Raw genomic sequence first — 17,788 nt, 5'->3', positions numbered from 1 at the left:
TGCCTGCTTGCCAGAGGAGACGATTATGAGCACTATGCATAAGCTGTTTCAGTTGATGGTCGCCAAGAAAGCATCTGATTTGTTTTTCTCTTGCGGGGCACCGATCACCATCAAGATCAATGGCAATGCCATGTCAGTTAATTCGACGGTGATTGATCCAGCAGCCATGCATACGCTGTTAATGGAAATTCTGACCCCAGAACAAATCGAAGCGCTCGAAAAAGAAAGAGATCTGAATGTTCGCTACCCTTTGCGCAACGTGGGGGTGTTTCGTATTTCCTGTTTTTATCAGCGAGATACACCTGCCATGGTTGTGCGCTACATTCCGATCGATGTTCCGAATATCGACACTTTAGGACTGCCGGATGTCTTAAAAGACATTGTTATGGAAAAACGTGGTTTGGTGCTCATTGTCGGCGCGACCGGGTCAGGTAAATCGACGACGCTCACCTCGATGCTGGACTACCGGAACGAAAACCGAAGTGGCCATATTCTTACCCTGGAAGATCCAGTTGAGTTTCTGTTTCGCAACAAGAAATCGATCGTTAATCAGCGCGAAGTCGGTTCGGATACATTGTCTTTTCAAACAGCGCTGAAAAATGCGCTGCGCCAGGCACCTGATGTCATTTTTATTGGCGAGATTCGTGACAAGGAAACCATGAGCCAAGCGGTTGCTTATGCGCAGTCTGGCCATTTGTGCATTGCTACGCTGCATGCCAACAACAGTTATCACGCGATGAGCCGGATCATCAGCTTCTATCCGCTTGAAAATCGGCCCGCATTGCTCGCCGATCTTGCCGTATCGTTAAAGTCCGTTGTCTCTCAGCGTCTGGTTAAAAAACCGGATGGCAGCCGCACGCCTGTGGTGGAAGTTCTGCTTAACTCCCGTTACATTGCCGAATTGATCGAAAAGGGCGACTTGAACGAGATCAAGGACGCCATGGAAAAAAGTATGGTGCCAGGGAGCCAGACATTCGAGCAATGCCTGTTTACACTTTATAAAGCCAATGTCATCACACTGGATGAAGCGCTTGCCAATGCAGATTCAGCCAATAATCTGCAGTGGTTGATTAACAATGCGGCGGCAGTTGTCGAAGCACCCTTAGCCAGCCAGATGGCAGATGACTCGACGCGATCGCTGGCTCCTGGCACATCATTTAGCGAGTTCACCCTCAAACTGGATGCGGAGAGTTAATGCAGGTTCTTGAGAAAGTTCAGGCGCTGATTGCCCGCGCTTCTATTACCCCGGAAGATGGAGGTTGTCTTGATCTGATTGCCTCATGGTTAATGCCTCTCGGATTTTCTATCGAGCGAATGGATCAGGGCGGAGTCTCTAATCTATGGGCCAAGCGCCGTGGCAGTAATCCTCAAGGCAAAATTATTTGCTTTGCTGGTCACACTGATGTGGTACCGACAGGGCCGCTTGAAAAGTGGACGTCTCCCCCGTTCACCCCTGAGATTCGAGACAGCTATCTTTATGGACGTGGAGCAGCGGATATGAAGAGTTCGCTTGCCGCGTGTGTCGTTGCTATCGAAAGATTACTGGCGCGCCGTGCTGCCAGCGCCGACTCTTTGGCCTTGCTGCTGACTTCAGACGAAGAAGGCGATGCAATCAATGGCACTGTGCGGGTTGTTGAGGCGCTCAAGGCGCGAGGAGAGGCCATCGATTACTGTATTGTTGGCGAACCAACCTGTGTTGATCAACTGGGTGACACCGTCAAAAATGGTCGGCGTGGATCGCTCTCTGCCAAACTTATCGTAAAAGGTGTGCAAGGGCATGTAGCCTATCCACATCTCGTGAAAAACCCCGTGCACCTGGCCGCTCCCGTGTTGGCTGAGCTTGTTGCCGCTACATGGGATGATGGCAACGAAGATTTTCCGCCAACCAGTTTGCAGATTTCCAATGCGCATGCCGGTACCGGCGCAGGGAACGTGAGCCCGGGCACTTTTGAGCTATTGTTCAACTTTCGCTTTTCTACCGCCAGCACGGCAGAAGGCTTGCAAGCCCGTGTGCATGACATACTCGATCGGCATGGTCTGGCATATGACATCCACTGGACGCTTGGCGCCAAACCTTTTCTCACCCCACGTGGCCAACTGTGTTTGGCGTTATCAGAATCCATTACGCGGGTGACCGGGATCACCCCGGTGCTTGCGACAACCGGTGGCACATCTGACGGCCGATTCATTGCGGATATATGCAGCCAGGTTGTCGAGTTCGGGCCAACCAATGACAGTATTCACAAGATCGACGAACGTATTGCCATTGCAGAGCTTGAGTACTTAGCCCAGATCTATGAAGGTACCTTTGATCGGTTGCTGACATGATGACGCCAGTGGATGAACTCATCACTCTGCGCGATTGGTTGCGCTGGGCAGTGAGCCGATTTACGGAGGCCGATCTTTTTTTTGGCCATGGCACCGACAATGCCTGGGACGAAGCCATCTGGTTGTTGCTGGCCACGCTCAATTTGCCGCAGGATCGTCTGGAACCATTTCTTGATGCACGCCTGACAAGGGCAGAGCGACTGGCAGTTTGGAATGCGTTTCAACAACGCATCGTGCGCCGCTTGCCTACGGCATATATCGTGCAAGAAGCCTGGCTAGGGTCTTTTCGTTTTTATGTTGATGAACGCGTCATTGTGCCGCGCTCCTATTTTGCTGAACTGATTGAAGGCGGCATGGCACCATGGGTCGATAATCCGGAAAAAATAACCAGCGCGCTGGATTTATGTACTGGATCAGGTTGTTTGGCCATACTTATGGCGCACACTTTTCCTCAAGCACAAATTGATGCCATTGATCTATCTCCTGCAGCGCTTGCAGTTGCGCGACGTAATATTGCTGACTATGGTCTGGAAGAAAGTGTGCAGCCCATTGAGTCTGATTTATTTTCGGCTGTCTCAGACAAACGGTACGACTTTATTTTAAGCAACCCACCCTATGTGACGGCTGCGGCCATGGCCGCATTGCCGACAGAATATCGCCATGAACCTGCGCTGGCCCTTGCTGCCGGCCATGATGGTTTGGATGTGGTGCGCCGTATATTGGATGAGGCAGTGGATCATCTTAACCCTGGTGGTTTCATCGCGATTGAGGTGGGACACAATCGCGATCAGGTAGAAACAGCCTTTCCTGATTTATCTGCTATCTGGCTGGATACGGCATCCAGTTCCGAAAAGATTTTTCTTGTTAGTCATGAGACATTGTGCGAGCATGCCTCTTCTTATCAGGGCAAGGCAGCAGTGAGCGATAAATCCAGCTAACTTATTAATCGCGCAACGCCATCAGCGTGCTGGATAAAAAATCACGACGGTAGAGAACAAGCGTGATTGCTGCAGTCATCAGGATAAAAAGCCAAGGTTGAATAAACCAGCAGAGTGTGGCCAGGCCAAAATAGTAGGCTCTAATTGCACGATTGAATTCGTCACCAGCGAGTGTATTAATCATCCCCATGCGGTGGCTAAATTTTTCAATCTCGGTTGCGGGTGCGGAGATTGATGGTGCAGCCCCAATCAGAATGGAAAGCAGGTTTAGTTGCCTAAGCGCCCAGGTAAATTTGAAATAAGCAAAAATAAAAATACCCAGCAAGAGCAGTAACTTGAGCTCCCACAACGCGCGGCCTGCGGAATGGGTAAATGGCAAAATGTCTGTGGCTGACATTGTCTTGTCTAACGTACCCATGATCGCCATCAGACCGGCAATGATATAAATCGTGGTGTTGGCATAGAACGACACGCTGGTCATCAGATTGCCCACTAACGCTGAATCAACAATGCGGACTTCTCGCGTTAACATCTGTTTTGCCCAGTCGAGGCGATAGTTATGAGAAACCCCTATCAATCCTTTATGCGCTAGCGTGCTTTTTTCAGAAAAAAAGCTATAGCCGCTCCAGCAGGTGAAAAACCATCCAAGCGCAACATAGTCGAGCATGGAAAGCTCATGGAGCAACGTGGTTGTCATGCGATGCTCAATTCAGTCGCTCGAGGACGGGTTGCCATTGAAGAGTGCGTCAATAAATCCAAAGCGGGTCAAATCCCTTATTCGTCTTGGATACAGTATGCCATCAAGATGATCAACCTCATGCTGTACAACGCGTGCATGAAAACCATCGACTTCCCGTTCAAAAAAATGCCCACGCTCGGTATAGCCCGAATAGTGAAGATATTTCCAGCGCGGCACAATACCGCGTAATCCTGGAACCGAAAGACAACCTTCCCAGCCGCCTTCTTCCTCGTTTGAGCGGGGCGTTAATTCTGGATTGATGAGCACTGTATCAGGAATGTTCGATGCTTCAGGATAACGCGGGCTGGGCTGACCACCAAAGATCACGACACGTAAGTTCACGCCAATTTGTGGGGCGGCAATGCCTGCGCCGTCCTGATGAGCCATCGTGTCGCGCATATCCCGCAATAACAGTGCGAGGTCTTGTGTGCCAAAGGACATGACAGGTTCGGCAATGCGTAAAAGCCGTGGGTCACCCATGTGCAGCACAGGCCTGATCATGCTTCGCACAGGTGCGCAATCAGGCGGCGCACGCGATCCATAGAGGTATGCAACACGGTTTCAAGGTGGTCAAACTGGATAGCATGTGCCGAATCTCCTCGCCCTGCGGCCCAATTGGCAACAACGCACACCGCGGCATAGGGTAGTTCCAGTTCGCGTGCCAACCCGGCTTCTGGCATGCCGGTCATACCTACGATGTCGGCACCGTCTTGCGCAAGCCGATTAATTTCAGCAGCTGTCTCAAGGCGCGGCCCCTGCGTTGCAGCGTACACCGCGCCATTCATCATGGGTTCGCCTGTTTGCTGAGCTGCGTTGAGTAAAAGCTGGCGGACATTTTCTGCATAGGGTTCTGTAAAGTCGATATGTTTGACTGGGCCATCCGTACCGGATTGAAATGTCATTTCACGGCCCCAGGTGTAATCAATAATCTGATGCGGAACCACCAAAGTGCCCGGCGCCATGTCTGGACGAATGCCCCCGACCGATGCCACGGAAATAATTCGGGTTACCCCAATACTGTGCAAAGCAGAAAGATTGGCGCGGTAATTCACCAGATGGGGCGGAATGGTATGGCCATAGCCGTGCCGCGCGATAAAAACAACATCCTGACAGCCGATGCGACCAAATGTGAACGGCCCTGAAGGCTCACCGTAGGCCGTACGGGTAATTTCGCGGTGAGAGACACCCAAATTAGCTAACTGCGTCAAACCACTGCCCCCGACGATACCAAGCATCAAAATCTCCTGAAAATTCAAGCAGAAAAGCTACGGACACTAAGTTTTAACATGGTAGAATGCGCGCCTTTTCCGCACCGCAGCATGACGCGATCCCACACTATGTCCCGTTCCCTCAGAAACATCGCCATTATCGCCCACGTCGACCACGGTAAAACCACGTTGGTTGATCAATTACTTCGCCAATCTGGCACATTTGCTGCGCACCAGCAGCTGTCAGAGCGCGTGATGGATTCCAATGATCTTGAAAAAGAACGTGGGATCACCATTCTGTCAAAAAATTGCGCTATTGATTTTGAAGGCACGCACATCAACATTGTGGATACCCCGGGGCATGCCGATTTTGGTGGTGAAGTAGAGCGCGTACTCTCCATGGTGGATGGTGTACTTTTACTGGTTGACGCGGTCGAAGGGCCGATGCCACAAACCCGTTTCGTTACGCGAAAAGCATTGGCGTTGGGGCTTAAACCGATCGTGGTTGTCAATAAAATTGACCGTCCTGGTGCCCGCCCTGACTGGGTGATTAGTCACACGTTTGATCTATTCGATAAACTCGGTGCGACGGAAGAGCAACTCGATTTCCCCGTTGTTTTTGCTTCGGCGCTCAATGGCTTTGCCATGCTGGATGCTTCCAAACCGGGAACTGACATGCGCCCGTTGTATGAAGCGATTATCAAGCATACGCCGCAACCCGATGTCGATGCTGAAAAACCCTTGCAATTACAAATCTGCTCACTGGATTACAGCAGCTATGTAGGCCGTATCGGTACTGGCCGCATCAAGCAGGGCCGTATCAAAGTTGGCCAGGAAATTGCCGTGATGTATGGCGATGAAGCTAAAGGCAAGTCAAAAGTTGGCCAGATCATGATGTTCAAAGGCCTGGAGCGCGAACAGGCGACTGAAGCGGAAGCGGGCGATATCGTTCTCGTGACCGGGATAGATCAAGTCGGGATTGGCGTTACCCTATGCGATACTGTTAGCCCTGTTGGTTTACCCCCGTTGGTCGTGGATGAGCCGACGCTAACCATGAACTTTCAGGTCAATACATCCCCTCTCGCGGGTAAGGAAGGCAAGTTTGTTACTAGCCGCCAGATTCGCGAACGGTTGCAAAAAGAGTTGCTTGCCAACGTGGCGTTGCGCGTTGAAGAAACCGATGATGCGGATGTGTTTCTAGTCTCCGGCCGTGGCGAACTGCACCTGACGATTTTGTTGGAAACCATGCGCCGTGAAGGTTATGAGCTGGCTGTTTCTCGTCCCCGTGTGTTATTCAAGGAAGTTAACGGCGAAAAGTGCGAACCCTATGAGCTGCTGACCGTGGACATTGAAAATGACCACCAAGGCGGCGTCATGGAAGAGCTGGGCCGTCGTCGCGGTGATTTGCAGAATATGGAATCAGACGGCAAAGGTCGTGTCCGTCTTGAATATCGAATTCCTGCTCGTGGTTTGATTGGATTCCAGGGAGAGTTTTTGACATTAACCCGTGGCACGGGTCTGGCCAGCCATATTTTTGACGACTACGGCCCCATGGCTGGCGCCATGGCTGAGCGTCGCAATGGTGTGCTCATCTCGCAGGACGACGGTGCCGCAGTGGCTTATGCTTTATGGAAGTTGCAGGATCGCGGCCGCATGTTTGTCAGCCCTGGGGACCCATTGTATGAGGGCATCATCATCGGTATTCACAGTCGTGATAATGATTTGGTGGTGAATCCAATCAAGGGCAAGCAACTCACCAATGTGCGCTCATCCGGCACCGACGAAGCCGTACGGTTGATACCGCCAATACAAGTAAGTCTTGAGTCGGCGGTGGAATTTATTGCGGATGATGAATTGGTTGAGATCACACCAAAATCCATACGTATCCGTAAGCGCTTTCTCAAAGAACATGATCGCAAACGCGCAAGCCGTAGCGACGCAGCGTAAGTTTTACAATACGGCTTTACAGTGCTTGAGTGCTGGGCAATGAGATTATTTCAGGCCCAGCACGTCTTGCATATCGAATAGCCCCTGCGTTTTTTCTTGCAAGAAACGTCCAGCACGCAGAGCGCCTAGTGCATAAGACATGCGGCTGGCCGCCTTGTGGGTTATTTCAATACGCTCGCCTTCCCCGGCAAAGAGTACCGTGTGATCGCCCACAATATCGCCCCCACGAATAGCAGAAAATCCGATTTGTGTTGTCGGTCGTTCGCCGGTATGTCCTTGACGGCCATAAATGGCACATTCAGATAAGTCTTGACCTAGCGCTTGAGCCACGACTTCACCCATCCTTAATGCCGTGCCTGAGGGCGCATCTACCTTGTGCCGGTGATGCGATTCGATCACTTCGATGTCATAGCCCGTATCAAGAATTTTTGCGGCTAAGGCCAGCAGCTTGAATACTGCATTGACACCTACTGCCATGTTGGGCGCAAAAACGACAGGAATCTTTTGGGCGGCGGCCTCAATCGCTTGTTTTCCATCGGTAGAAAATCCGGTCGTGCCGATGATGATACTAACGCCTAGTTTTTTGCAGGCAGCCAAGTGAAGCAGGGTGGCTTCAGGCCGGGTGAAATCGATCAGACAATCGACATGGGCTAAAGCAGCGTCAATGTCACACGATACGGGAACACCACAAGGCGAGCCAACGAGCTCCCCGGCATCTTTGCCAAGAAATGGGCTCGTGGAATGTTCCAGGGCAGCGGCTAGTGTGGCGTTTTCATTTTTTAATACAGCTTCAATTAACGTCCGCCCCATACGACCGGCGCTTCCCGCAATGGCATAGCGAATTTTTTTCATTCTGTTTTCGATTTTTTTTGATTTGCATCGGCGGGAGCTACAACTTCAATGACTTGATTGGTGGTTTTAGTGGGTGTCTTTTTTCCATCATCGGCGATGACGTCACCACCGACCCGAACGAGTTTGTCATCCTGAAAAAACACGACGATGCGGCGCTGTTCTGCTTCACCCCGCCCGGGCTGCAAGCGATAAATGTAATCCCAGCGATCAGCGTGAAACATGTCAGAAACCAGGGGCGAGCCTAGGATGAAACGTACTTGCTCTCGCGTTTGACCAGGTTTGAGCTGTGATACCATTTCTTGCGTAACCCAATTTCCCTGGCGCACATCGATGCGATAAGGGGTGATATAAGATGTGACCTGATTTACACTTGAACATGCGGCACACAGGGTGACAATCGTAAGGAAAGGCAAAAGATAGAAAAATCGCTTCATCGGGTAGTTCCGGGTTTGAGATAATACAAACTCACACGAGTCTGTATGCGGGGACTGACAAAATTGTGCGGAGTTTGTTACAAAATCGATGACAAGATCGGTGGCAAGGGCGCCCAATTGGCGTCTGAAAACTATATCATAGAAGGTCATCCTGCCTTGTTCTTGCTGTACTCATTTTTTGTGCTATGACTACCCATCCTGACGATCTTAAAAGCATCGGTCTTAAAGCAACGCTCCCCCGCTTAAAAATTCTCGACTTGTTTCACAAGCTGGGGCAAGAGGGGACGCCACGCCATATCACTGCGGAAGATGTGTATCGCCATTTATTAGCGGATAATATGGATGTGGGTTTAGCCACCGTCTATCGCGTGTTGACTCAATTTGAGCAAGCCGGGTTGCTGCAGCGTCACCACTTCGAATCAGGTAAAGCCATGTTTGAGTTGAACGAAGGTGACCATCATGACCATCTGGTTTGTCTGCAATGCGGTCGGGTGGAAGAGTTTTTTGACCCGGAGATAGAAAAAAGGCAAAACGAAATCGTCCGCCAGCGTGGCTTTGAGCTGCGCGAGCATGCGCTTTATCTTTATGCTGAATGTACTAAAACGGACTGCCAATATCGCAAAAAAATGGCATGAACATCGAGGCATTTCTTACCTCGACCACACTGGTTGCGCTTGCCGAGACAGGCGATAAACGCAATTGCTCTCGTTCGTACTTGCGGCACGACTAAGAAAACCACTATCCATCATCGCTGGAATTTTTGTTGCCACGGTGCTCAATCACGCACTGGCTGCATCCCGGTGTTGATCGGTGAACGTTTGGCGGAGCGCCTGCCGTTGAAAGCCATACGCTGGATTGCGGCAGGAGTTTTTATGCTGACGGGCATGGTGGTCATACTCGGCACTTTTTGCTCGTTTACTCTGTAAGGCCAAGCATTTCTGCCGCGTGGCGCTGTGTTGTGCTGGTGATTTTTTCGCCACCTAGCATACGCGCAATCTCGGCAACGCGGGACTCTTTATCCAATCTGCGGACTGACGATACGACTGTCCCATTGCGTGTCTCTTTGATGATAGTCCACTGCCAGTCTGCTTGTGCAGCGACCTGAGGCAAATGGGTGACGCACAGTACCTGACGGGTTTTGCCAAGATCACGTAGCATGCGGCCAACAATCTCGGCGACGCGGCCGCCAATGCCGACATCCACTTCGTCAAATATCAGGGTGCCGACCGGATTGGCCTGACTGGCAATCACTTGCAGCGCTAAGCCAATGCGCGAAAGCTCGCCGCCCGATGCGACTTTTGTCAGCGGACGCAGCGACTGACCGGCATTGGCCGCGACTTGAAACTCAACACTTTCCAGACCAAATGAAGCGCCTTCACCGAGCGCTTCTAGCGCAATATCAAACTGGCCACCACTCATTGCCAACTCTTGCATTCCTGCGGTAACCGCTGCAGATAAGCGCTTGGCAGTTTTGGTACGCAAGGCTGACAATTTTTCAGCGACGGCAAGATAAGCGGCTTCTGTCGCCTGTTCGCGTTCAGCCAAGGCGACGGGGTCGGCGCGCAAGCTGAGTTCATCCAGTTGCGCGGTTAGCCGAGCGAGCAAGGCAGGTAGCTCCAGTGGCGGCACACGATATTTGCGCGCCATTTGCGTCACAGTATCAATCCGGCTGTCGAGCTCAACTAAACGGGAGGGATCAAGCTCCAGCCGATCCTGGTAGCGCCGTAGTGCCAGCGCCGACTCTTCGAGCTGAATCACCGCGCTATCAAAAAGTTTGGCGGCATCGATGAGCGCTGGGTCCACTGTAATTAATTCATTCAGGCGTGCACCCGCGTGCTGCAAGGTCGATAGCGCCGCTGTTTCACCTTCATCAAGAGCGGCAAGTGCACCGGTAGCCGCTTCCAGCAGTGCACTGGCATTTCCCAGACGACGTTGTTCCGTTTCTGTTTCTTGCCATTCCTCCGCATTGAAAGCGAGTGCGGCCAGTTCTTTGACTTGCCATTCAAGTAATTCGCGCTCACGTGCAGCCGCTTCGCTATCGGTCATGGCGACTTGCCTGGCTTCGCGTGCTTGACGCCAGGTGCTATAGGCGGTGGCTACATCGCGTAATAGCTCTTGAGCACTGGCGTGGGCATCGAGCAAGGCCCGCTGTGCTTCCGTGTTGAGTAACGAGTGATGCGCATTCTGGCCATGGATATCCGCCAGGAAGGTAGCGATTTCACGTAATTGCCCCAGCGTCGCAGCGGTGCCATTGATGTAGGCACGCGAACGACCACTTTGATCAACGATACGGCGCAACAGGCAGGTGGTGACATCAAAGTCATTGGTCTGCAGCCAGCTGGCCAGGGCGCTGTCTGCGGCCACATCAAATTCAGCAGTGATTTCGGCGCGTTCAGTACCAGCGCGGATGACGGAAGCATCGGCACGTTCGCCCAGGACAAGGGATAACGCGTCAATGAGAATGGATTTACCCGCGCCTGTTTCACCCGTGAGTGCGCCAAACCCGTGGCCGAATTCCAGTTCTAGCTGGTCGACGATAACAAAGTCGCGAATAATCAGACGTTGCAACATGATGGGATGGCGATAGTGGATAGTGCGGGGATAGTTTGGATAGTGCGCTAATTTCGCGGCGTGGCACTCCAGTGCAGTTTCTCGCGCAACATCGCGAAATAACTGTAGCCCGGAGGATGGAGCAGGGTAATGGCGTAAAGGGAGCGCTTGATGCGCACGACATCACCACCACGTGCATCAAATCGCGTCTGGCCATCAAAGTGTATTCGCGCCTCATGCGGCGGTAGCAGTGTCACACTAATTGTGCTGTGGTCGCTGACGGTGATGGGGCGGTTGGATAGCGCATGCGGGCAGAGCGGCACAATGGCAATTCCCGCGACAGAAGGATGCAGAATGGGCCCATTTGCGGATAAAGCGTAGGCTGTAGAGCCGGTAGGTGTAGAAATAATCAAGCCATCAGCGCGCAGGATGTGGATCAGCTCGTCATCAACTTTGACTTCCAGCTCGATCAGACGGCCCGCATCACCCTTGTTGATGACCACATCGTTGAGCGTTAAGGCGTGGTAGGCACGCTCGCCGTTGCGCAACACTTCAGCATCCAGTAAAAAACGTTGCTCGCGCGAAAACTTTCCGGTCAGCAATGCCGTCATGCTGTCTAGCATCGATTCGCGCGAAATGTCGGTCATAAATCCCAGCCGCCCCTGGTTCACGCCCACGAGAGGAACATCAAACTCGGCCAGGCAACGAGCGGCGTTAAGCAGCGTACCATCACCGCCGAGAATGACCGCCAGATCGGCGTGCTGACCAATGGTTTCATAGCTGGCGGCGGTGTAATGATGCGGTTCCATGGCTGCTGCGGCACCTTCTTCGATCAGGACTTCAAGATTGTGCCTTTGAAGAAACGCCGCCAGCGCCACCAGGGATTCTGAAATTTCCGGGCTTTTATATTTGCCGATCAGGGCAATGGTATGAAAGAGACTCTTCATGCGGATGATAAAACCAGAAACCAGGTGATTGGGTTAATTAACCGGGTAAGGGATCGGTATTGCCAAGCGCGGTGGTGTTTAACCCGCCATCGACATACATGATTTCGCCGGTGATGCCACTGGCCAGATCGGAGAGCATGAAGGCTGCGGCATTGCCGACTTCTTCGATCGTGATATTGCGCCGCAGGGGAGCGTGGTGAGCGTTGTACGCCAGCAGTTTGCCAAAGTTACCAATACCGGAGGCTGCCAGGGTTTTGATTGGCCCGGCGGATATTGCATTGGCACGAATACCTTGCGGCCCAAGACAGAAGGCGAGATAGCGCGTTGCCGCTTCCAGGCTGGCCTTGGCTAGCCCCATGGTGTTGTAGTTGGGCATGGTGCGCTCGGCACCGAGATAAGTCATCGCCAAGAGTGAGGCATTGTTGCCCTTGAGTAACAGGGGGCGAGCGGCTTTGGCTAGGGCAGGCAAGCTGTACGATGAAACATCATGTGCAATACGAAAGGCATCACGCGTGATGCCATCCAGAAAATCGCCTTCGATCGCCTCGGCGGGGGCGTAGGCAATGGAATGCACCAGGCCGTCAAGGCCTTCCCAGTATTTGGCGATGTCGACAAAAAGATTTTCTATCTGGGCGTCTTCAGCAACATCACAGGGGAAGACTGCCGGTGAATCAAACTCTTCAGCAAATTTGGTGATTCGATCTGCAAAGCGTTCGTTCTGATAGGTGAATGCCAGGCTCGCACCTTCGCGGTGGCAGGCTTTGGCAATGCCATAGGCAATGGATCGGTTGGAGATCAAACCTGTGATCAGAATGCGTTTACCGGCAAGAAATCCCATCGTTTTTCCTCAAGTGAATTCAGTTGGATCAGTCTTTTGGATTATAGCGGATCGGCTAAACTCGCCACCATGTCGAGATCATTCCACGCACTGTTTCTGACGCTTCTTGCCCTACTCCTGACGGGTTGCGGGGAGACGTGGAATAACCCGTATCCCGTAGCAGAGAGTGGGAAAAATATCTTATACACCGCGTTTATTGACCGCCCAAAACATCTTGATCCGGTGCAGTCGTATAGCGAGGACGAGATTACGTTTACCGCCCAGATTTACGAACCGCCACTGCAATATCATTACCTCAAGCGCCCGTATACGTTGATTCCTGCAACGGCTGAGGCCGTGCCACAGCCACGCTATCTTGATGCTCAGGGAAAAGAGTTACCAGCAAACAGCCCGGCTGCGCAGATTGCTTTTACGGATTACGTCATTGCCATTAAGCCGGGTATTCGCTATCAACCGCATGCTGCCTTTGCGCGCAATCCTGCCGCAGGTTATCTGTATCACGATTTATCTACCGAACAGCTTTCTCACATCACGACGATGGCTGATTTCGCTGTGCGAGATACACGAGAGTTGGTAGCTGAAGACTACGTTTATGGCATAAAGCGGCTGGCGCATCCGCATCTGCATTCGCCTATCCTGGGGCTGATGAGTGGTTATATCGTGGGGCTGAGTGATTTTGCCAAGGATCTGCAAAAGTCGGCGCTGGTGATACGGCAAACGCAGCGCGATGCATGGCTAGACCTGCGAAAACATCCCCTCGACGGGGCTGAAGTGATCGACCGATATCATTACCGTATCCGGATCAAGGGAAAGTATCCGCAGTTTCTTTACTGGCTGGCTATGCCATTTTTTTCACCCATGCCATGGGAGGCGGACAAGTTTTATAGCCAGCCTGGGATGGCAGAAAAAAATCTGACACTGGACTGGTATCCCGTAGGAACGGGTCCTTACATGCTGACAGAGAACGATCCAAATGCGCGCATGGTACTGCAGCGAAATCCCAATTTTCATGAGGAGCGCTACCCCTGTGAGGGAGAGCCGGAAGATAAAAAAGCCGGGCTGCTGAATGATTGCGGCAAGCGCTTACCCTTTATCGATCAGGTCGTCTTTACTCGCGAAAAAGAGCAGATACCGTATTGGAATAAGTTTTTGCAAGGCTATTACGATGCATCAGGCATTTCTTCTGATGCTTTTGATCAAGCGGTGCAAGTCACCGGTGGTGGCCAAGCAACGCTCACCGATGCCATGCAAGCCCAAGGCATTACGTTATCAACTTCTGTTGCTACGTCAACGTTCTACATGGGATTTAATTGGCTTGATCCGCTCGTCGGTGGCAGTAATCCAGCAACTGCCGAGCGCGCACGAAAGTTGAGGCAGGCGATTTCGATAGCCATCAATCAAGAGGAATTCATCTCGATTTTTCAAAACGGCCGTGGCGTTGCAGCACAAGGGCCGATACCGCCGGGTATCTTTGGCTATCGCGAGGGTGCTGAGGGCATCAATCACACCATGTACGATTGGGTTGCTGGCCAAGCACGACGTAAACCCATTGCTGAGGCGAAGCGATTGTTGGCCGAAGCGGGCTGGCCGAACGGGCGGGATGCCGCTACGGGTGCACCCCTGGTGATTTACCTTGATACAACCGTAACAGGTGTTGGCTCAAAAGCACGGATGGATTGGCTGAATAAACAGCTTAGCCAGATTAATGTGCAATTAGTCGTGCGTAATACAGATTACAACCGGTTCCAGGAAAAAATACGCAAGGGTGCTGCCCAGCTTTTTTATTTTGGATGGAATGCGGATTATCCCGATCCGGAAAATTTCCTTTTTTTACTGTCCAGCCAGCAGTCGGCTGTATTGCACGATGGATCGAATGCAGTCAATTACAGCAATCCTGCCTATGATGCTTTATTCGCGCAGATGCAGACAATGGACGATGGCCCGCAACGCCAGGTGTTGATTGATCAGATGGTTGAACAACTGCGTAAGGATGCGCCGTGGATATGGGGGTTTCATCCTAAAGATTACAGTTTGCAGCATGCCTGGCTGAAAAATCGCAAGCCAGGCAAGGTGGGTAACAACACCTTGAAGTATCAGCGCGTGGATGCTGGCTTACGGGCGATAAAACGTGCCGAATGGAATCAGCCTGCCCCGTGGCCGATGATGCTTGTTTTGTTAGGCGGTGCGGCTGTCCTCTGGCTAGTCATCCGCGCTTATTGGCAACGTGAGCAGCAAGCGGGAGCTGAACCAGGGTAAACGCGTCAATTCAAGCGTGAATCTTTGGGTATTATTCAGTCGCCGGATTCTTGCTGTGGCACAAAGGCTTGCCATTCGCCTTCGCGCAACACGGTCAAGGGATGAAATTTTTCTTTATAAGCCATTTTTTTACTATCGCGAATCCAGTAACCCAAATACAGCCAGGGCAGCTCTAAGCGCTGGCATTCAGCAATTTGCCAGAGAATGGCAAAGGTGCCAAAGCTGGTGTGAGGGATATCGCAATCGTAGAAAGTATAGACAGCTGATAAGCCATCATCGAGGACATCGATGATGCTAACGATGCGCAACACACCGTCTTCACGGAATTCAATCAGGCGGCTATCCACATGCGTTTGCAGCAGAAACTGCGCATATTGTTCGCGACTATCCTGATCCATGCCCCCACCCGTGTGGCGCGCGTTTTGATAGCGCTGGTAAAGCTGGTAATGATCTTCGCGAAAGGTGAGTGCGCAATCCTGCGCAGTGAGCCCGGTATGCTGAGCGAATGCACGTCGCTGGCTGCGGCTAGGCGTAAATCGTGCGACATCCAGGCGAACCGGCTGACAAGCCGTGCAGAGGTCACAGCGCGGACGATAGGTAAACACGCCACTTCGTCGAAAACCAGCGCGCACGAGATCGCTATACGTTCTGTTGTCGATCAGGTTTATCGGTGTGGCGACTTGTGAGCGAGCGGAACGATTCGGCAGGTAAGAGCAGCTATAGGAAGTGGTGGTATAGAACTGCAATAAAGGGAAGGCCGGTAAATCCCGTAGATGTGTCATCGCACCCCCTTGAAATAACCGTCGATAGCCATGGCGGGCCACGGGCCGGGGACGGGATCTGATGCGATCAATGTCCCCACCGTAGCAACAAAATCACTACGGGTAATCAGGCGAGCACCAAGAGAGGTGAGGTGAGAGGTTTCCATCTGGCAATCAATTATGCCGAATTCTTGCTGTTTGAGGTAGGCGCACAAATGAGCGAGCGCAATTTTTGATGCATCACGCACCTGGCTAAACATCGATTCGCCATAAAAAACTCTCCCGAGCGCGATGCCGTACAGCCCGCCAACTAATACACCATCGACCCGTGTTTCTACACTATGGGCATAGCCAAGGTGGTGCAACCTTTCGTAAGCCGTAATCATTTCAGGGCTGATCCAAGTTCCGCTCTGACCAAGTCGAAACTTGTGCGCGCAGGCTCGGATTGTGTCGGAAAAGGCGGTATCAAAGTGCACGCTATAGGCTGAATTGCGCAGTGTTTTAGCCAGAGAACGTGATATTTTTATTTCCTCTGGAAAGAGCACCATGCGGGGGTCAGGACTCCACCACAGTATAGGTTCACCAGGTGAATACCAAGGAAAAACACCTTGCGCATAGGCGGCAAGCAAGCGGGGCGGCGAAAGATCGCCGCCCGCTGCGAGAAGACCATTGGGGCCGGCTGGCTCGGCCAGGGCCGAGGCAACCGGCGGAAACCCAAGCTCAGCTGACAGCCACGGAATCATCAGCTGTAGCGCGCGAGAACATCGCTAGTACCGGGTTTATTTGGCCAGATTTTTTACAGTCATAGCAACTTGTGTGAGCCGTCGCAGAGCGCACCGTTTTTACTGTGTTTACAACCGCAAAAGTAGACCGTCGTGCTTTCGCTGGCAGTGTATTTAAGTGGCGAGAACGATGACCCTTTATGGCTGCCATCACAGAAAGGCTGGCCTTTGGATTTGCCACAGGAGCACCAGTAATAATCCTTGCCTGCCTCAACAGCAACAGCGAAAGGTGATTTTGCGGCAATTTCTGGTTGGGGCATGATAATTCCTTACTTAACTTATTGTGAGGGATGGAAAAGCAATAACGTGCTAAGTGCAGAAGCGGCAAATAACCTGGCGTTGTGTGAGACGAGGTTCGTAACTCTTCGCTTCGTCAGTCCGGATTTACGCGCCGGGCACCATTAAATCGCTGCATCCAGTAGCTGTCGCTCATGCTATCGACACGAACCCGGTCTCCGGTGTGTGGGGCATGCACGAACTGATCGTTGCCCAGATAAATACCGACATGCGAAAACGCGCGGCGCATTGTATTAAAGAAAACCAGATCGCCAGGTTTGAGATCGGTAGCAGGAACAGGCTGTCCCGCTTTGCTCTGTTCGAGTGCACTGCGGGGCAGAATCAGGCCAAACCCTGTGCGAAATACATGGCGCACAAAGCCGGAACAGTCAAACCCGGATTCGGGGGTATTCCCACCAAAACGATAGGGTATGCCCAGCAGCGCCACTGCCTTATCGATGACGTCCTGAGCGGTTGCTGTTGCGCGGTCAATGAATGAAACCCGCAGTGGCGGCGGAATGACAATAGGCTCATTGGCGTGTGCAAAGGAAGGAAGAACCAAGCCCAGAAGTAAACAAGCGCCTGCTTTTTGGAGAGATGTTTTGCGCATTGGCAAACTATAACGTTCATCCAGTGATCTGTAAACCCGCGTTAGATTGCAAGGTTGTCCGGTGTAGTTCCCTCCTGAGTCTTGCGGGTGCCTGCTCAGCGCTTCCTGCCCTGGGGCAATCGCATCAAACTGCAAATGCCATTATCGTCAATCGTAAACAGTTGAACTCGTTGTTTCCAGTCAATGAGTTGCCAGATGACTGTTCATAGGCCGTTAATTTGTGTAGTTTTCTGTTTTTTTTGGCGACTCATGGAGATGGGGTGGCAAAATGTTCCCAGTGCTCAAGCCATTCGAGCCTATCCGAATTTTTGTGTGTAAGGCA

At 52.0% G+C, this 17,788-nt stretch carries 19 protein-coding genes; 7 read left to right on the top strand and 12 right to left on the bottom strand.

The genetic code is table 11. From position 1 onward, the window contains the following. The first annotated feature begins 25 nt into the window (after positions 1-25). Genes PG1C_RS09780 through prmB form a run of 3 tightly spaced genes read left to right on the top strand, consistent with a single transcriptional unit; the run spans position 26 to position 3,266 of the window. The gene (locus tag PG1C_RS09780) at positions 26-1,195 is read left to right on the top strand and encodes a PilT/PilU family type 4a pilus ATPase (protein ID WP_237218138.1); all 1,170 of its coding nucleotides are present in this window, start codon (positions 26-28) and stop codon (positions 1,193-1,195) included. Then, positions 1,195-2,328 (top strand): succinyl-diaminopimelate desuccinylase, encoded by a 1,134-nt coding sequence (dapE, locus tag PG1C_RS09775; RefSeq protein ID WP_202634611.1) that lies wholly within the window; start codon positions 1,195-1,197, stop codon positions 2,326-2,328. The genes PG1C_RS09780 and dapE overlap by 1 nt, the downstream gene beginning before the upstream one ends. After that, the gene (prmB, locus tag PG1C_RS09770; RefSeq protein ID WP_202634610.1) at positions 2,325-3,266 is read left to right on the top strand and encodes a 50S ribosomal protein L3 N(5)-glutamine methyltransferase; all 942 of its coding nucleotides are present in this window, start codon (positions 2,325-2,327) and stop codon (positions 3,264-3,266) included. Before dapE ends, prmB begins: the two co-directional genes overlap by 4 nt. A gap of 4 nt (positions 3,267-3,270) precedes the next feature. Here prmB and PG1C_RS09765 read toward each other — a convergent pair whose 3' ends face one another. Genes PG1C_RS09765 through PG1C_RS09755 form a run of 3 tightly spaced genes read right to left on the bottom strand, consistent with a single transcriptional unit; the run spans position 3,271 to position 5,240 of the window. Beyond that, positions 3,271-3,963 (bottom strand): DUF599 domain-containing protein, encoded by a 693-nt coding sequence (locus PG1C_RS09765; protein WP_202634609.1) that lies wholly within the window; start codon positions 3,961-3,963, stop codon positions 3,271-3,273. A 12-nt stretch (positions 3,964-3,975) separates the two neighbouring features. Then, positions 3,976-4,506 carry a peptide deformylase gene (gene def / locus PG1C_RS09760; RefSeq protein WP_202634608.1) on the bottom strand — a complete coding sequence of 177 codons (531 nt, stop codon included), beginning with the start codon at positions 4,504-4,506 and terminating at the stop codon, positions 3,976-3,978. Next, complete coding sequence (locus PG1C_RS09755) at positions 4,503-5,240, bottom strand: S-methyl-5'-thioinosine phosphorylase (RefSeq protein ID WP_202634607.1); 738 nt, start codon at positions 5,238-5,240, stop codon at positions 4,503-4,505. Before PG1C_RS09755 ends, def begins: the two co-directional genes overlap by 4 nt. 102 nt (positions 5,241-5,342) lie before the next feature. On the opposite strand from PG1C_RS09755, the gene typA reads away from it, so the two are divergent. Continuing rightward, a complete protein-coding gene (gene typA, locus PG1C_RS09750; RefSeq protein ID WP_202634606.1) occupies positions 5,343-7,160 on the top strand; it encodes a translational GTPase TypA in 1,818 nt (605 codons plus the stop codon). Between the two features lie 45 nt (positions 7,161-7,205). Here typA and dapB read toward each other — a convergent pair whose 3' ends face one another. After that, entirely contained in the window at positions 7,206-8,012 is an 807-nt protein-coding gene (gene dapB / locus PG1C_RS09745) for a 4-hydroxy-tetrahydrodipicolinate reductase (RefSeq protein ID WP_202634605.1), read from the bottom strand. Then, on the bottom strand, positions 8,009-8,446 hold the full coding sequence (locus PG1C_RS09740; protein WP_202634604.1) for an outer membrane protein assembly factor BamE: 438 nt from the start codon (positions 8,444-8,446) through the stop codon (positions 8,009-8,011). The genes dapB and PG1C_RS09740 overlap by 4 nt, the downstream gene beginning before the upstream one ends. 185 nt (positions 8,447-8,631) lie before the next feature. Between PG1C_RS09740 and fur the strand changes: the two genes are divergently transcribed. Further along, positions 8,632-9,081, top strand: coding sequence for a ferric iron uptake transcriptional regulator (gene fur / locus PG1C_RS09735; RefSeq protein ID WP_202634603.1), 450 nt, complete (start codon positions 8,632-8,634; stop codon positions 9,079-9,081). 64 nt (positions 9,082-9,145) lie between these two features. Further along, positions 9,146-9,253, top strand: a complete 108-nt coding sequence (locus PG1C_RS15120) for a hypothetical protein (protein WP_284431749.1) — start codon at positions 9,146-9,148, stop codon at positions 9,251-9,253. 108 nt (positions 9,254-9,361) lie between these two features. Here the strand turns inward: PG1C_RS15120 and recN are convergent, their stop codons facing one another. From recN to fabI, 3 genes are read right to left on the bottom strand one after another with little or no spacing between them, the layout of a single operon-like run. Beyond that, complete coding sequence (gene recN / locus PG1C_RS09725; RefSeq protein WP_202634602.1) at positions 9,362-11,017, bottom strand: DNA repair protein RecN; 1,656 nt, start codon at positions 11,015-11,017, stop codon at positions 9,362-9,364. Positions 11,018-11,064: 47 nt separating this feature from the next. Further along, on the bottom strand, positions 11,065-11,943 hold the full coding sequence (locus PG1C_RS09720; protein WP_202634601.1) for an NAD kinase: 879 nt from the start codon (positions 11,941-11,943) through the stop codon (positions 11,065-11,067). Positions 11,944-11,980: 37 nt separating this feature from the next. Then, positions 11,981-12,781, bottom strand: a complete 801-nt coding sequence (fabI, locus tag PG1C_RS09715; RefSeq protein WP_202634600.1) for an enoyl-ACP reductase FabI — start codon at positions 12,779-12,781, stop codon at positions 11,981-11,983. 69 nt (positions 12,782-12,850) lie between these two features. Here fabI and PG1C_RS09710 point away from each other — a divergent pair, with 69 nt between their 5' ends. Beyond that, a complete protein-coding gene (locus PG1C_RS09710) occupies positions 12,851-15,037 on the top strand; it encodes an ABC transporter substrate-binding protein (RefSeq protein WP_202634599.1) in 2,187 nt (728 codons plus the stop codon). Positions 15,038-15,072: 35 nt separating this feature from the next. On the opposite strand, the gene PG1C_RS09705 is transcribed toward PG1C_RS09710, so the two are convergent. From PG1C_RS09705 to PG1C_RS09690, 4 genes are all read right to left on the bottom strand, one after another. Then, positions 15,073-15,819: an arginyltransferase gene (locus PG1C_RS09705; protein WP_202634598.1), complete on the bottom strand. Its 747-nt coding sequence runs from the start codon at positions 15,817-15,819 to the stop codon at positions 15,073-15,075. Continuing rightward, a complete protein-coding gene (gene aat, locus PG1C_RS09700) occupies positions 15,816-16,541 on the bottom strand; it encodes a leucyl/phenylalanyl-tRNA--protein transferase (protein WP_202634597.1) in 726 nt (241 codons plus the stop codon). The genes PG1C_RS09705 and aat overlap by 4 nt, the downstream gene beginning before the upstream one ends. 59 nt (positions 16,542-16,600) lie before the next feature. After that, a complete protein-coding gene (locus PG1C_RS09695; RefSeq protein WP_202634596.1) occupies positions 16,601-16,840 on the bottom strand; it encodes a CDGSH iron-sulfur domain-containing protein in 240 nt (79 codons plus the stop codon). A 113-nt stretch (positions 16,841-16,953) separates the two neighbouring features. Then, a complete protein-coding gene (locus PG1C_RS09690; protein WP_202634595.1) occupies positions 16,954-17,466 on the bottom strand; it encodes a C40 family peptidase in 513 nt (170 codons plus the stop codon). Positions 17,467-17,788 lie beyond the last annotated feature (322 nt).

This window comes from Rugosibacter aromaticivorans (assembly GCF_000934545.1).
GTDB classification, from domain to species: Bacteria; Pseudomonadota; Gammaproteobacteria; order Burkholderiales; family Rhodocyclaceae; genus Rugosibacter; species Rugosibacter aromaticivorans.
The sequence above is the reverse complement of the archived record's forward strand: the minus strand, read 5'-3'. Positions and strand labels throughout refer to the sequence as shown.